At 74.8% G+C, this 14,660-nt stretch carries 12 protein-coding genes and 2 tRNA genes; 4 read left to right on the forward strand and 10 right to left on the reverse strand.

What is annotated here, in order from left to right:
• Nucleotides 1-110 precede the first annotated feature (110 nt).
• The 7 genes from ACI79W_RS15720 to ACI79W_RS15750 form a co-directional block, all read right to left on the reverse strand.
• Nucleotides 111-2,783 (reverse strand): transglycosylase domain-containing protein, encoded by a 2,673-nt coding sequence (locus tag ACI79W_RS15720; protein WP_456563026.1) that lies wholly within the window; start codon nucleotides 2,781-2,783, stop codon nucleotides 111-113.
• 214 nt (nucleotides 2,784-2,997) lie between these two features.
• The gene (locus ACI79W_RS15725) at nucleotides 2,998-5,238 is read right to left on the reverse strand and encodes an MMPL family transporter (RefSeq protein WP_456563027.1); all 2,241 of its coding nucleotides are present in this window, start codon (nucleotides 5,236-5,238) and stop codon (nucleotides 2,998-3,000) included.
• A 298-nt stretch (nucleotides 5,239-5,536) separates the two neighbouring features.
• On the reverse strand, nucleotides 5,537-6,835 hold the full coding sequence (locus ACI79W_RS15730; protein WP_456563028.1) for a heparin lyase I family protein: 1,299 nt from the start codon (nucleotides 6,833-6,835) through the stop codon (nucleotides 5,537-5,539).
• 367 nt (nucleotides 6,836-7,202) lie between these two features.
• Nucleotides 7,203-7,275, reverse strand: a tRNA-Arg gene (locus ACI79W_RS15735).
• A gap of 20 nt (nucleotides 7,276-7,295) precedes the next feature.
• A tRNA-Ser gene (locus ACI79W_RS15740) sits at nucleotides 7,296-7,384 on the reverse strand.
• 160 nt (nucleotides 7,385-7,544) lie between these two features.
• On the reverse strand, nucleotides 7,545-8,291 hold the full coding sequence (locus ACI79W_RS15745) for an MFS transporter (protein ID WP_456563029.1): 747 nt from the start codon (nucleotides 8,289-8,291) through the stop codon (nucleotides 7,545-7,547).
• Between the two features lie 212 nt (nucleotides 8,292-8,503).
• A complete protein-coding gene (locus tag ACI79W_RS15750; RefSeq protein WP_456563030.1) occupies nucleotides 8,504-8,746 on the reverse strand; it encodes a hypothetical protein in 243 nt (80 codons plus the stop codon).
• 103 nt (nucleotides 8,747-8,849) lie between these two features.
• On the opposite strand from ACI79W_RS15750, the gene ACI79W_RS15755 reads away from it, so the two are divergent.
• The 4 genes from ACI79W_RS15755 (at nucleotide 8,850) to ACI79W_RS15770 (ending at nucleotide 11,856) form a co-directional block, all read left to right on the forward strand.
• Nucleotides 8,850-9,380: a CGNR zinc finger domain-containing protein gene (locus ACI79W_RS15755; RefSeq protein ID WP_456563031.1), complete on the forward strand. Its 531-nt coding sequence runs from the start codon at nucleotides 8,850-8,852 to the stop codon at nucleotides 9,378-9,380.
• Nucleotides 9,381-9,517: 137 nt separating this feature from the next.
• Complete coding sequence (locus ACI79W_RS15760; protein ID WP_456563032.1) at nucleotides 9,518-10,108, forward strand: phosphatase PAP2 family protein; 591 nt, start codon at nucleotides 9,518-9,520, stop codon at nucleotides 10,106-10,108.
• A 129-nt stretch (nucleotides 10,109-10,237) separates the two neighbouring features.
• Nucleotides 10,238-10,810, forward strand: coding sequence for a DoxX family protein (locus ACI79W_RS15765; protein ID WP_456563033.1), 573 nt, complete (start codon nucleotides 10,238-10,240; stop codon nucleotides 10,808-10,810).
• Nucleotides 10,807-11,856, forward strand: a complete 1,050-nt coding sequence (locus ACI79W_RS15770) for a PHP domain-containing protein (protein WP_456563077.1) — start codon at nucleotides 10,807-10,809, stop codon at nucleotides 11,854-11,856. Before ACI79W_RS15765 ends, ACI79W_RS15770 begins: the two co-directional genes overlap by 4 nt.
• Before the next feature lie 16 nt (nucleotides 11,857-11,872).
• Here the strand turns inward: ACI79W_RS15770 and ACI79W_RS15775 are convergent, their stop codons facing one another.
• From ACI79W_RS15775 to rfbB, 3 genes are all read right to left on the reverse strand, one after another.
• Nucleotides 11,873-12,739 carry a hypothetical protein gene (locus ACI79W_RS15775; RefSeq protein ID WP_456563034.1) on the reverse strand — a complete coding sequence of 289 codons (867 nt, stop codon included), beginning with the start codon at nucleotides 12,737-12,739 and terminating at the stop codon, nucleotides 11,873-11,875.
• A 75-nt stretch (nucleotides 12,740-12,814) separates the two neighbouring features.
• Complete coding sequence (locus tag ACI79W_RS15780; RefSeq protein WP_456563035.1) at nucleotides 12,815-13,660, reverse strand: SDR family oxidoreductase; 846 nt, start codon at nucleotides 13,658-13,660, stop codon at nucleotides 12,815-12,817.
• Nucleotides 13,657-14,652: a dTDP-glucose 4,6-dehydratase gene (gene rfbB, locus ACI79W_RS15785; protein ID WP_456563036.1), complete on the reverse strand. Its 996-nt coding sequence runs from the start codon at nucleotides 14,650-14,652 to the stop codon at nucleotides 13,657-13,659. The genes ACI79W_RS15780 and rfbB overlap by 4 nt, the downstream gene beginning before the upstream one ends.
• Between the last annotated feature and the right edge of the window lie 8 nt (nucleotides 14,653-14,660).

The following is a 14,660-nucleotide window of genomic DNA, read 5'->3' on the forward strand; positions in this document are numbered from 1 at the left end:
GGTCACAGTAGAGGTGGGCGGGGGCAGCCGGCAAACAGTGGCTACCCACCGCTGGGTAGACCGACCAACGCGGCCAGACCGTCAGGACCGGCCCCCCGCCCCTCTCCCTCCTACCGGACCGCGCCCGGTGGCGTCGTGGGCTCGGACGGCGGCCGCGGGGGCTCCGGCGCAGGCGGGGGCGGCTCCGGCGCAGGCGGGGGCTCCGGCGCAGGCGGGGGCGGCGGCGGCTCGGACGGCGGCCGCGGGGGCTCCGGCTCCGACGGCGGCCGCGGCGGCTCCGACGGCGGCCGCGGCGGCTCGGACGGCGGCCGCGGGGGCTCCGGCGCAGGCGGCGGGGGCGGAGGCGGCGGCTCCGGCGCAGGCGGGGGCGGCTCCGGCGCAGGCGGCGGGGGCGGAGGCGGCGGCTCCGGCGCAGGCGGGGGCGGCTCCGGCGCAGGCGGCGGGGGCGGAGGCGGCGGCTCCGGCGCGGGCGGCGGCGGCGGCTCCGGCGCAGGCGGGGGCGGCGGCGGCGGGGTCCACCGGGCGCCGTTGCTGACCAGCACCGTCACCGGCTGGCTCCGGTCGAGGATGGCCCCGGGACCGGGGTCGACCCCGACGACGACGCCCGGCGGGCGGGCGCTGTCGACGCGCACCACGGCTGCGCCCAGGTCCCGTGATCCGAGCAGGGCGCGGCACCGGTCGGCGGACCGGCCGACGCAACCGCCCGGCACCGTCTCCCGGGTGCCCTCGACGTAGAACGGATCGGCCGGCGGGAAGGGGACCGGCTCCCGGGCGCTCAGGACCGGCTGCATGGCGTCGTGCCAGATCCGGGCGGGCATGCCACCGCCGAAGCCACCGACGTCCTGGTTCTCCACGGGGTTGTAGACCATCACGCTCGCCGCGATCTGCGGGGTGTAGCCGACGAAGGTGACGGAGAAGTTGTCCTGCGTGGTCCCGGTCTTGCCGGCGATCTGGTGCCCGGGGACGTAGGCGCGGCGGCCGGTCTGCCCGGGGTGCCCCGGCTCGACGTCCTTGCGCAGGGCCTGGTTGAGGGTGTTCGCCAGCCCGGGGGCCACGACCTCGGCCTCGCAGCGGGGGCCGCCGAGCGGCTGCCCGTCGTCACCGAGCAGCGGCTGGCCGTCGCGGTCGAGGACCCGGTCGACCGCCGTCGGCGCGCAGCGGGTGCCGCCGGCGGCGAGGGTCGCGTAGGCGTTGGCCAGGTGCAGCGGGCTGGTGGCCTCGGCGCCGAAGGTGAACGAGCCGCGGTTCTCGGCGATGACCTGGTCGGCCACCGGGTCCAGCGAGGCCAGCCCCAGCCGCTGGGCCATGCGCACCGGCGCCTCGACGCTGCCGAGCTGGTCCTCCAGCGCCAGGAAGTAGGTGTTCGAGGACATGTAGAGCGCCTGCTCCATGTCCAGCCGCTGGCGGTAGCGGCCGGCGTTCTCGACGTCGTAGGGCCCGTCACCGTCGCGGTAGACCGTCGACACGTAGGGGTCGGGCGTCGTGATGACGTGGTCGAGCCCGAAACCCTGCTCGAGCGCGGCCGCCGCGGTGAAGACCTTGTAGGTCGACCCGGTGCCCTGGCCGGCCACGACGTTGAGGTTGACCGTCGTCTGCGTCGGGTCGCCCTCGGCGGCGCCGAAGATCCGGTTGACCGCCATGGCGAGCACCCGGCCGGTACCGGGCTCCACCGCCGTGTAGATGCCGGCGCGCGAGTCCTCCCGGGCCAGGGTCCCCAGGACGGCGTCGTCCCCCGCCCGCTGGACCGCCGGGTCCAGCGTCGTCTCGACGGTGAGGCCGCCGGTCTCGATCTGCTCGCGCGAGATGCCCAGGGTGCCGGTCAGGTAGCTGAGGACGTAGTCGCAGAAGAAGGCCCCGAGCCGGACCTCCCGGCAGCCGCGCGGCGCCCCGTCACCGGGCGTCACGACGACCGGGGCGCTGCGGGCCTCCTCGACGGCGGCCTGGTCGGCCAGGCCGAGCTCGGCCATCCGGGCGAGGACGACGTCGCGGCGCTCGGTGGCCCGGTCGACGGCCACGAACGGGTCGTACTCGGCGGGGCTCTGCACCAGCCCGGCGAGCGTGGCGGCCTGGGCGAGCGTCAGCGCGTCCGGCGTCACGCCGAAGTAGGTCTCGGCCGCCGCGGCGACGCCGTAGGCACCGGCGCCGAAGTACACCCGGTTCAGGTACCGGGTGAGGATCTCGTCCTTGGTGTAGTCCTGCTCGAGCGCCAGGGCGAGCTGGGCCTCCCGCAGCTTGCGGCCGATGCTCTCGTCGATCGCGGCCTGCCGCGCATCCGGGTCGGCCGCCGTCTGCAGCCGGATCTGCTTGACCAGCTGCTGGGTGAGGGTCGAGCCGCCCTCGACCACCTCCCCGGCGCTGAGGTTGCGCAGCAGGGCGCGGGCGAGGCCCTTGCCGTCGACGCCGCTGTGGGAGAAGAAGCGGCTGTCCTCGATGGCGACCAGCGCGTCCTTCATCACCGGGGCGATCGCCTCGCTGGGCACCACGGTGCGGTTGCGCCGGTAGAACTCGGCGATGAGGGAGCCGTCCGCGGCGAGCACGCGGGTGTTGCCGGGCGGCGTCCGGTCGAGCAGCTCGTCGCCGACCGGGCGCATCAGCTCGCTACCGGTGCGCGTGGCCAGCGTGGCCCCGCCCACGACCGGGAGCGCGAAGCCGGCGAGCAGCGCCCCGCCCAGCGTGACCGCGAGCAGCAGGTCGAGCAGTGCGCGCCCCCGCCGGCGGCGCGGGACGGGCGCCTCCTCCACCCCGGGCAGCGGTAGGCCGTCGGGCACGGGACGGGGCGGCACGGAACTCCTCGGCGCAGGGGGCAACGGCGGCTCCCGCGGGCGGGGCCGTGTTCCTCGGTACCCCTCGGATCGCCCGATGCCATCCGAACGTCCCGTCTGTCACGCGATCGCAAACTGCACGGGGGCCCGGTACGGCCCCGGGGGCCGACCCCGCGGTCCGCGAGCCCTGGCGGACCCTCGATCGCGAGCTCGACCCCCGGAGCGGGCGGGCGGCTCAGTCACCGGAGAGCACCAGGTGCTCGTCCACCACCTCCCGGCGCGGCACCGGGACCACCGCGGCAGGCGGCGCGGCGACCGGCTCGTGGCGGACCGACGGCAGCCAGGCCAGCCAGCGCGGGAGGTACCAGTTGCGCTCCCCCAGCAGCTGCATCACGGCCGGCAGCAGCAGCGCCCGGACGACGGTGGCGTCCAGCAGCACCGCGACCGCCAGCCCCAGCCCGATCTGCTTCATGCTCGTCATCGACAGCGTCACGAAGGTCAGGAAGACGAACACCATGATCACCGCGGCGCTGGTGACCACCCCGGCCGAGGCGGTGATGCCCTGCGCGACGGCGTCCCGCGTGGCCAGGCCGCGGTCCCGGGCCTCGCGGATCCGGCTGAGGATGAAGACGTGGTAGTCCATCGACAGGCCGAAGAGGATCACGAACAGGAACAGCGGGATCCAGTTCACGATCGCGCTGGTGCCGTCCAGGCCGATGAGCCCGGCACCGAGGCCCTCCTGGAAGACCAGCACCATCACGCCGTACGCGGCGGCCACGCTGAGCAGGTTCAGCACGATCGCGGTGACCGCGACGGTGACCGAGCGGAACGAGACCAGCAGCAGCAGGAAGGCCAGCACCAGGACGAAGCCGAACACCCACGGCGTGCGCTCGGCCATCAGCTCGTCGAAGGCGACCGAGTACGCGGTGCCGCCGCTGACGACGGCGGTGACGTCCTCCAGCGAGCCCACGGTCGCGGGCACCAGGACGTCGGCCAGCGTCGCCAGGGCGTCGCGGGAGGCCACCTCCTCGCCGTCCCCGACCAGCGGCACGCTGACGACGGCGACGGTGCCGGCCTCGTTGGCCTCGACGGCGATCGGCTCGTTCATCTGCCCGCTGGCCAGGGCGCGCTCGCGCAGCTCCGCGATGCCGGACTGCACCTGCGGGGCGGCGACGTCCGGCGCCTCGATCACCACCTCGGCGGGTGAGGGGCCGCCCGGGAACGCCTCGGTGATCCGGTTGTAGGTCTGGATCACCGCGAGGTCCTGCGGCAGGTCCTGGACGCCCTCGGCGCGGAGGTCCATCGACGCCGCCGGGACGGCCAGCCCGACGAGGGCACCACCGGCGAGGACGGCGGCGACCAGCGGCCGGCGCAGCACCGCCCCGAGGACGACGGGCCAGAACCGGCCGGGCCGACCCTCCCGCCGGCGGCGCAGGAACGGCAGCCGGCCCTTCTCCACCCGGTCGCCGAGCCAGGCCATCATCGCCGGCAGCACGGTCAGCGAGCCGAGCACCGAGCAGGCGACGACCAGGATCGTGGCCGAGGCGACGCCGGTGAACACCGAGAAGCCGGTGAGGAACATGCCGGCCATGGCCACCATGACGGTGATGCCTGAGATGAGCACCGAGTGCCCGGAGGTCGCCGCGGCGATGTCGAGGGCGTCCACCGGGCCGGCGCCCTTGGCCCGCTCCTCGCGCTCGCGCTTGAGGTAGAAGAGCGAGTAGTCCACGCCGACGGCCAGGCCGATGAGCAGCATCACGATCTGCGCGGTCTGGTCGACGTGCCAGATCTGGCTGGTGAGGCTCAGCAGGCCGAGGGCTCCGACGAACGCCGTCAGCGCGAACACCAGCGGGAGGACGGCGGCCACCAGCGCGCCGAAGGTCAGCAGCAGGACGGCGAGCGTGATCGGGATGGAGAGCAGCTCGGCGCGCTGGAAGTCGGCGTCGAGGGTCTCCGACAGCGCGAGGTCGGCGCTGGTGCCGCCGAACTGCTCCACGCGGACGTCGTCGTGCGCGGCCGCGACCGCGGCCACGGCGGCCTGCACCGGCGGGATCCGGTCGGCGGCGTCGTCCGGGTCACCGGCGAGGTCGAAGGTGACGAGCGCCGAGCGGCCGTCGGCCGACACCAGCGGCGCGCCGTCGAGCGGGCTGACGAGGTTGGTGACCTCCGGGGTCGCGCGCAGTTCGTCGACGAGGTCGGTGAGTGCGGCGGTGGCGGCCGCCTCGGGGACGTCGGCCTCCCGCTGCACCAGGACCATCTCGGAGGCGGGCTCCTCCCAGCCGTTGTCGGCGAGGATCTGCTGCGCGCGGGCGGGCTCGCCGAGGGTCTGCTCGGCCGAGGTCAGCTGGGCTTGCGGCACGGACGCCCCGACGGCGACGGCCGCCAGCACGACAGCCAGCCAGCCGAGCACCGCCGTCTTCCGGTGCCGCGCGCTCCACCGGCCGACCCGTCCCGCGAGGTTGCGGGATCCATCCATCGTCGTCTCCTGTCCGTGTGCGGGTGTCCGCAGGTCGATCTGCTGGTCGGGCGGGCGTGCGCCCATCCCGCCAGCCGGCCGGTCGGGGGTCGGGCCGGCCCGACCATCGGGGCGCGTCCCGTCGGCCGAGAGACTTCCGGAGGAGACGTGGTGGAACATCAGGGAAACCCCTGAGCCCGTCCCTGATCTTGATCCAGGGCGCGGCCAGGGTCCACCCCGGGGGTCGTCCTCGCACGCCGCGGGACCTCACCGGCGGAGCGGGCACCCGTGGCGCGGCGACGGGGCGGCGGTCGCCGGGTCAGCCGACCGGTCGGTGGAGCCTGTTCAGCGAGGCGACCGACTCGAGGGTGGGACCGAACCCGATCGGTGCGTGCTGCAGGTAGTGCGACCGTGCCGTGCCGGCGGCCGAGTAGATGCCCTGCTTGATGTAGACGGACTGGTCGGTGTACAGGTTGGCGACGTCGTCCGACAGCACCTTCTCCCCCTGGTGCCAGACCTCGATCAGCCCCGTCGTGGGGTCCGGGGACCACACGAAGCGGACCGTGAGGTCGTTCCAGGCGCCCTTGTCGATGGCACCGAGGTCGAAGGTCTCGACGTACTGCGCGTCACCCGCGACCCGGCCGCCGGCGCCGCCGCGGACGTCGACCATGAGGTGCTCGTCGACGTCGGACCAGAAGTGGACGTTCGGGTTGCCCGAGTTCACCGTCTGGTGCCACTGGGTGAAGATCAGGAACTGGCCGCGCTCGTCCCAGTCGTGGTCCGCCGGGAAGAACGTCGACCACGCCCAGTACTGCTCGTCGCCGGGACGCACGTCGCCGGAGTCGGCGATCGAGTCGCGCACCTCCGACCGCAGGGTGCCCTTGGTGCCGTTCCAGCCCGTGTCCCCGGGGTGGACGGTGAAGAAGGCCGTCCGGGAGCGGCCGGGGTAGGGGTTCTCCGCGGTCAGGCCCTGGGCCTCGGACCGCAGGGAGTGGACCTCGTCCCACGGGGCCGGGATGAGGCCGGTCGCGTCCTCGTAGCCCCAGACGCGGGTGGGCGCGGGTGCGGCGAGCTCCAGCTCCGTCGTCGGCTCGGCGGGCGGGGTGGTCGGGTTCGTGGACTCGGTCGTCGGGTCCGCCGGCGGCGTGGTGGGCTCCGTCGGCGGCGTGGTGGGCTCCGTCGCCGGCGGGGTCGTCGGCTCGGCGGTCGGGGTGGCCGGGGCCGGCGGCTGCCCGCCCGGGAAGACCTGCACCGGCTCGGTGCGGGCCCCCTCCCGCTTGGCCGGGTCGCGCGCCACGACGACGAAGGAGAAGGCCGGCGTCGACAGGGGCAGGCGCGCCGAGGTCCACGACGTGCCGCTGGTGGAGCCGACCACGCGCCCTGCGGCGCTCCGGGTGACGTCGAGGACGAGGTAGTCGCGCGCCCCGGGCACGCTCGACCAGTCGAGGACCGCTCGCTGGCCGACGACCTCGCCGGTGAGGTCGCCCGGCGCGGCCAGCACGCTCGCGGCCTGCACCTGGGTCGCCGTGGGCCGGGGCGCCGCGAGGGCGGCACCGGCGAGCGGGGTCCCGCCGAGCAGGGTCATGGCGGCCAGGGCGGCCAGGTGGCGCTTGTTCACGACGTCGGTCCTCATCGGTCGGCAACGCGGGCGAGGCGGTCGGCGGCGCGACGGCGGGATGCCAGCGGATCAGACCTCCCGGGGGGGAGGGCGGAGCCGGATCGGCGTCGATGCACGGGCGACCGCAACCGACGGTAGCCGAGTAACTACTCGTTGATGCGGACCTCGGTCAGAGCGTGGCGGAGCCCGGGTCGGCGGTGCGGATGGACTCCGGCCGCGGACCGGGAGCGGGCGGCAGCCGGGCTGCGGGGCGAGCAGGAAGGCGCCCGGCCCGGCCCGCGGCGGACTCACCCGCCGGGCCCGGAAAACGAATCTGCCGCGCCGCCCCCGTCGGGGCTGCGCGGCAGATCGGTGTCTCAACCAGACGTGCACCCGAAGGGATTCGAACCCCTAACCTTCTGATCCGTAGTCAGATGCTCTATCCGTTGAGCTACGGGTGCCTGTGTTCAGTTGTCGTGCGCGGAGGCTCCGGGATTTGAACCCGGGATGGGGATTAACCCAAACCGCATTAGCAGTGCGGCGCCATAGACCGGACTAGGCGAAGCCTCCCGGGGCTCGAGTCACCTCGGAACCACCGAGGAGAGAGACTACCAGCGCCCGGCGGCCGGTTGTCCCCGGGGTGGGCCACCCCCTCCGTACCGGGCGAGTGCGACGAACCCGTGGCCATCGGGCGGGCGATCACCACGAGTTCGTCCCACCCGGCCCGGGCTCACGCGGCGACCGGCTCCCGGCGGACGGCGGCGACGCGCGGCCCGCGCCCGGGGACCAGGGTGACGACGACGGCGGCGGCCGCTCCGGCACAGGCCAGCAGCAGCGCCCCGGGCACCCCGGCGGAGGTCTCGATCAGCGCGCCCCCGAGGGCCGCCCCGATCGCCGAGGCGCCCACCGTGATCGTCGAGAGCCAGGTGAACGCCTCGGTGGTGGCGTGCACCGGCGCGAGCGAGCCCACCAGCGAGTTCTGCACCGTCAGCGTGGGCGCGATCGCCGTCCCGCCGAGGAAGAGGAGCACGCCCAGCGCCCAGGGGCTCGACACCCAGGCCAGCGGGGCGAGACCGATGGTGACGCCGAACAGCAGCCAGCGGTACTGCCGGGGCAGCGACGCGCTCATCACCCGGGCGCCGAACCAGAGACCACCGGCGACCGAGCCCAGCGACCAGACCGCCAGCAGGAGCCCCGACACCCCTGGGCTACCGGTGGAGTCCGCGAAGGCCGGGATGGCGACCTCGAGCGCGCCGAAGCCGAGCATCACGGCCGAGCCGCTGACCAGGACGCGGGGCATGCCGGGGGCGAGCACGGTGCTCAACAGCCCCGCCGAGGGAGCGGGCGAGGGGACCCAGGACCGCGCGGCGCGTGCGACGCCGAGCGCGCCGATGACGGCCAGCCCACCCGCGAGCCCCACCGCGAACGCCGGCCGGGCGAGCACCGCCAGGGCGGCGACCAGCGTCGGGCCGACCACGAAGACCAGTTCGGTGGCGGTGGCGTCGAGGGCGTAGGCGGCGGGGCGGCTGCGCGGGTCGGTGCGCGACCAGAGGGCGCGGACGGTGCCGGAGACCAGCGGCGTGCTCGCGCCGGCCAGGCCCGCGGCCGCGACGACCGCGACGTCGGGCGCGCCACCGAGGGTGACCGCGACCAGCAGCCCGAGCAGCAGCGGGTAGAGCGCCGCCTGGGTCAGCAGGATGGGGCGGGGGCCCCGCCGGTCGGCGAGCCCCGGCCGAGCACCGGTGCCATGACGGCCGAGGCGACGCCGAGCGTGGCCGCGGCCAGGCCGGCGATCGCGTAGGAGCCGGTCTGCTGCTGCACCATGAGCAGCAGCGCCAGCGGCACCATGGCCGACGGCAGCCGGCCGGCGAAGCCGGAGAGGAGGAGCACCGGGGCGGAGGGAAGCCGCCAGACGGCGAGGTAGGCACGCACGCTTGCACTCGTTTCGCACTGCAGGGAACGGAACAGTAGGCGGTCAAAGACCGTTGACCGCCTACGCAGCCCCGAGACTAGGGATTCGACGGTAGGGAGTCAATTGGACTACGACACCTACGGGTCAACCGCGGTCGAGCTGGCCATCGACCTGGCCAACGCCGACCTGGCGCCCGACGACGGCGTGGCGCGCTTCCTGGCGTCCCACGACAAGTGGTTCACCACCGGGACGTCGCTGGACCTGGCGCCCTCCGACGTCGAGAAGACCGCCGTCGCCGCGCGGCTGGTGCGCGCCGTGGCGCTGGCGGAGTCGCAGGACGACGTCCTCATCCGGCTGAACGAGCTGCTGGCCCTGGCCCGCCCGCGGCCGTACGCCACCGACCACGACGGCGAGCTGCACCTGCACTACGCCCGCCCCGACGCCCCGGCGCTCGAGCAGTTGACGACGACGGTCGCGATGGGCCTGTCCCAGGTCGTGGTGCAGCACGGATGGCAGCGCCTGGGCGTCTGCTCGGCCGAGGGCTGCGACGACGTCTACGTCGACACCTCGCGCAACGCCAGCCGCCGCTACTGCTCCAACACCTGCGCCAGCCGCTCGACCGTCGCCGCGTACCGCGCCCGCCAGAAGAGCTGACCCCCGGCCACGATCGGGGGACCTGATCAACGAGCGTCCTCCCCCACCGCCCACCGCGACGGAGGACGCGCCACGGCGAGGGAGGATGCCCCACGACCGGGTGAGCGGACCGTCCGCGGGGCGGTTAGCGTCCGCGGGTGCCCCACCCCCGCGACCTCGATGCGCGGCTGCACGCCTGGGTCGGCGGGCTCCCCACGACCCCGGCCGACCGCTGGCTGCGCCACCTGTCCACGGCGGCCGACCACGGCAAGCTCTGGCTGCTCGTCGCGCTCGCCCTGAGCACCCGCGGTGGCCGGCTTCGCCGCGGCGCCCTGCGCGGCACCGCCGCGATGGGGCTGACGAGCGCGCTGGTCAACGCCGTCCTCAAGCCGCTGTTCGGCCGGGTGCGCCCCGACCTGGAGAACCTGCGCACCGATCGCCGGCTGCGTCGTGAACCCGGCAGCCTGTCCTTCCCCAGCGGGCACTCCGGCTCGGCCGCGGCGTTCGTCACGGGGCTGGCGCTGGAGTCGCCCGCGGCCGGGGCCGCGCTCGCCCCGCTGGCCCTGGGCATCGGCTACTCCCGGGTGCACGTCGGCGTGCACTACCCCGGCGACGTGCTGGCCGGCCTGGCCGTGGGCAGCACGGTGGCCGCCTGCACCCGGCGCGGGTGGCAGCTGCGCGGATCCCGGCCCGCGGTGTGCCGGGGAGTCCGGCGCGCGGTCGGACGACGACGCCGGCAGGAGGCGTGACCGAGGGCACCCGCCCCGAGGCCGGTGCGAGGACTGCGGACCCGGGCGCGACCGGGTGATTGCCGGGTGGATCTTCGGGGCAGTGCACCCAGCGACTGCCCCCTGGCCCTCCGAGGAAAGAGGTTCCCCATGCTGGTTCGCCGGATCGCCCGGCCCCTGCTCGCCACCCCGTTCATCTACGGAGGCATCAGCACCCTGCGCAAGCCGCAGGACCGCGTGCCGGGGGCGCGCCCCGTGGTCGAGAAGATCGCCGAGACCGCCGACAAGCAGCTCCCGGTGGAGCTCCCCCGGGACGTCGAGCAGTGGGTGAAGGCGGACGCGGTGATCAAGGTCGCCGCCGGCTCGCTGTTCGCGCTGAACAAGTTCCCGCGGCTGACGGCCATCGTGCTGTCGGCCTCGATCGTGCCCACCACGCTGGCCGGGCACCGGTTCTGGGAGCACGACGACCCGACCGAGCAGTTCGGGCAGATCTCGAACTTCGTGAAGAACACCGGCCTGTTCGGCGGGCTGCTGCTGGCCGCCGTCGACACCGAGGGCAAGCCGTCGGTCGGCTACCGCACCCGCCGCGCCGCGAAGCGGGCCGCCGACGCCACGGAGAAAAACTACGAGAAGGCCACCAAGCGCGCCCTCAAGGCGCAGAAGAAGGCCTCCCGCACGGCCGGCAAGAAGACCGGCAAGGGAGCCCTGAAGGTGTTCAGCTGAGCACCCCGCTCCCGCCCGCGGCCGCGCTCCGGAGGATCGCCTTCCTCCTGGAGCGCGCCCGCGAGGCCACCTACCGGGTCAGCGCCTACCGCACGGCCGCGGCGGTCGTCGACGGCCTGGACGAGGCCGAGCTGGACCGCCGCATCCGCACCGGCACGCTGAAGGACCTCAAGGGCATCGGCCCGAAGACGGCGACGGCGATCGCCCAGGCGCACCGCGGTGAGGTGCCCGAGTACCTGGCCGGGCTCGAGGAGACCTACGCCGGGGAGCTCCCGGCCGCCGCGGAGGTCGCAGCCTTCCGCGCCGCGCTCCGGGGCGACCTGCACTCCCACTCCGACTGGTCCGACGGCGGCAGCCCGATCCGCGAGATGGCAGAGGCCGCCGTGGCGCTGGGCCACGAGTACCTGGCGCTCACCGACCACTCCCCCCGGCTGACCGTCGCCAACGGCCTGAGCCCCGAGCGCCTCGAGCAGCAGCTCGACGTCGTCGCCGCGCTGAACGAGGAGCTCAGCCCCTTCCGGATCCTCACCGGCATCGAGTGCGACATCAACACCGACGGCTCCCTGGACCAGGTCGACGAGCTGCTCGGCCGGCTCGACGTCGTCGTCGCCAGCGTGCACTCCGACCTGCGGGCCCCGGGGGCGCAGATGACCGAGCGGATGCTCGCCGCCGTCGCCAACCCGCACACCGACGTCCTCGGGCACTGCACCGGCCGCCTGGTCATCGGCCGCAGGCAGCGCAACGGCACGCAGAAGCCGCGGCCGGAGAGCCAGTTCGACGCCGAGGCGGTGTTCTCCGCCTGCGTCGAGTTCGGCACCGCCGTCGAGATCAACTCCCGCCCCGAGCGGCTGGACCCGCCGCGGCGGCTGCTCACCCTGGCGGTGGAGCTGGGCTGCGAGTTCGCCGTCGACACCGACGCGCACGCGCCCGGCCAGCTGGACTGGCAGTCCAACGGCTGCGAGCGCGCGGTGGAGTGCGGCGTCCCGGTGGACCGGGTGATCAACACCCGGACCGCCGACGACCTGCTGGCCTGGACGGCCGCCTGAGCGCAGGACCGGCGGGTCAGGCGCCGGAGGGGTCCTGCGCGGCGCGGTCGGGGCGGACGTCCGCGACCTCCAGGCCGAGGGCGTCATCGGTGCGGCGCAGCGCCCAGCCGGCCGGGAGGACCAGCCGCGGCGCGACACCGATCAGCACGGCGACCAGGAAGGCGACGCCGGCCAGCGCCTCGCCGGACTCCTCCACGAAGGTGGCGGTGACCAGCAGCGAGCGGGGCGCGAGCGAGGAGAACGCCGAGAGTCCCACGGAGGCGGCGCCGTAGCCGGCGAGGCTGCCCAGGACCCGGCGCCGGTCGCGGCGCTCGGTGCGGCTGAGGAAGAACAGCGCGCCGACGACGGCGAGGGCGGCGACCGCGCTGACCGCGATGGCGGCGGGCCGGCCGACGGCCGAGTACAGGGCGTACATCGCGTCGGCGTGCACGGTGCCACCGGCCTTGACCGAGGCGATGCCGGCGGCGACCACCCCCACGGCCAGCCACCAGGGGCGGCGGCCGGGGTTGCGCGCGGCGCCGGCCACGGCGGCGATCGCGGCGGCGGCGAAGAGCCCGGCGACGAACAGGCGGGGCAGGGAGAAGGGGGCGTCCATCGAGAGCAGCTGCGCGGCGGAGCCGGTCGCCCCGTTCAGGCGGAGCACGAAGCCGGTGGCCATGAGCGTCACCGCCGCAGCGGCCAGGCCGACCCCGACCGGGGGCAGCGGGACGGCGCGGCGGCGGGTGCGCACGGCCGTGACCGGCTGCACCGCGGGAACCGGGTCGGTCCAGGACGGCGCCGCGACCTCGTCGGCCCGGCGGATCACCTTCCCGAGCAGCACACCCAGGACCGCGGCGACCGCCATCCACACGACGAGTCCACCGACGATCCAGGCCCACCACACGCGGTGACCATCGGCAGGACGGCGGTCGAGCTTGACGTCGGCGCCGCACGCGTCGTGACCGGCGGGGCGGCGGGGTCAGCTGGGACCGGCGAGGTGGTGCGCCAGCCCGTCGCGCCAGTGCTCCGGCCGGAAGCCGGTGGCGCGGATCCTGCTCAGGTCGAGGACGGAGTTCAGCGGCCGCGGCGCGACGCCGGTGCGGCCGGCGAAGTACTCGGCGGTGCTCACCCGCACGACGTCGTCGGCGGAGCGGCCGCGCGCGGTGAACACCAGCGCGGCGACGTCGGCCCACGACACCGGCTCGCCGTCGCCGGTGAGGTTGTAGGTGCCGTAGGGCGCGCCGGTGCCGACCAGGTGGCGGATGCCGGCGGCGAGGTCGGCCGTGAAGGTGAGCCGGCCGATCTGGTCGTCGACCACCGAGGGCGAGACGCCGCGGTCGGCCAGGGCGGCCATGGTGCGCACGAAGTTGCCCCCGTCCCCCACCACCCAGGTGGTGCGCACCAGCCAGTGCCGCTCGACGGCGGTGGCGCGGGCGTCGCCGTCGGCCTTGCTGCGGCCGTAGACCGACAGCGGCGAGGGCGGGAGGTCCTCGGGGATGGGCCCGGGGTGCGTGCCGTCGAAGACGTACTCGCTGGAGAGGTGGACCAGCGCGGCGCCGGCCCGGTCGGCGGCCCGGGCCAGGTGCCCGACGGCGTCGACGTTGGCCGCGCGGACGGCGGCCAGGTTGGCCGGGTCCTCCGCGGCGTCGACCGCCGTCCAGGCGGCGGCGTTCAGCACGACGTCGACGCCGGCCCAGTCGAACGCCGCCACCGCGGCGGCGTCGGTGACGTCGAGCGCGGCCCGGTCGAGGGCGACCGCGCCGGGGAACTCGCGCCGCAATGCCCGGCCGAGCTGCCCGCCCGCGCCGACGATGACGGCGTTCACTGGCCGCGCGCGGCGTAGGCGGCCTCGACCTGCTCCTTCTGCGGCCGCCACCAGTCGTCGTTGGCCCGGTACCAGTCGACGGTCGCCGCGAGGCCGTCGCGGAACTCGGTGTAGCGCGGGGTCCAGCCCAGCTCCGTGCGCAGCTTGGTGGCGTCGATGGCGTAGCGCAGGTCGTGGCCGGCGCGGTCGGTGACGTGGTCGAAGGCGTCGGCCGGCTGCCCGGTGAGCTCCAGGATCAGCTGGAGCACCTCGAGGTTGTTCCTCTCGCCGTCGGCGCCGATGAGGTAGGTCTCGCCGGAGCGGCCGCGGTCGAGGATCGCGTGCACGGCCGAGTTGTGGTCGTCGACGTGGATCCAGTCGCGCACGTTCTGGCCCGCCCCGTAGAGCTTGGGCCGCAGCCCGCAGAGCACGTTGGTGACCTGCCGCGGGATGAACTTCTCCACGTGCTGGTAGGGCCCGTAGTTGTTCGAGCAGTTGGAGATGGTGGCGTGGATGCCGAAGGAGCGCACCCAGGCCCGCACCAGCAGGTCCGACCCGGCCTTGGTCGAGGAGTACGGGCTGCTGGGGTTGTACGGCGTCTCCGGCGTGAACTTCGCCGGGTCGTCGAGCTCCAGGTCGCCGTAGACCTCGTCGGTGGAGATGTGGTGGTAGCGGGCGCCGTGCCGGCGCACCGCCTCGAGCAGCGTGAACGTGCCGACGACGTTCGTCTGCAGGAACGGTGCGGGGTCGCGCAGGGAGTTGTCGTTGTGGCTCTCGGCGGCGAAGTGGACGACGACGTCGCAGCGGCCCACCAGCCGGTCGACGACGTCGGCGTCGGCCACCGAGCCGTGGACGAACTCGATGTCGTCGCGGACCGGGGCCAGCGAGGCATCGTTGCCGGCGTAGGTGAGCGCGTCGAGCACGGTGACCTCGAACTCGGGGTGCTCGCGCAACGTCTGGTGCACGAAGTTGGCGCCGATGAAGCCCGCGCCCCCGGTGACGAGCATGCGCATCGCCTGCT

The organism is Blastococcus sp. SYSU DS0533, assembly GCF_054050775.1.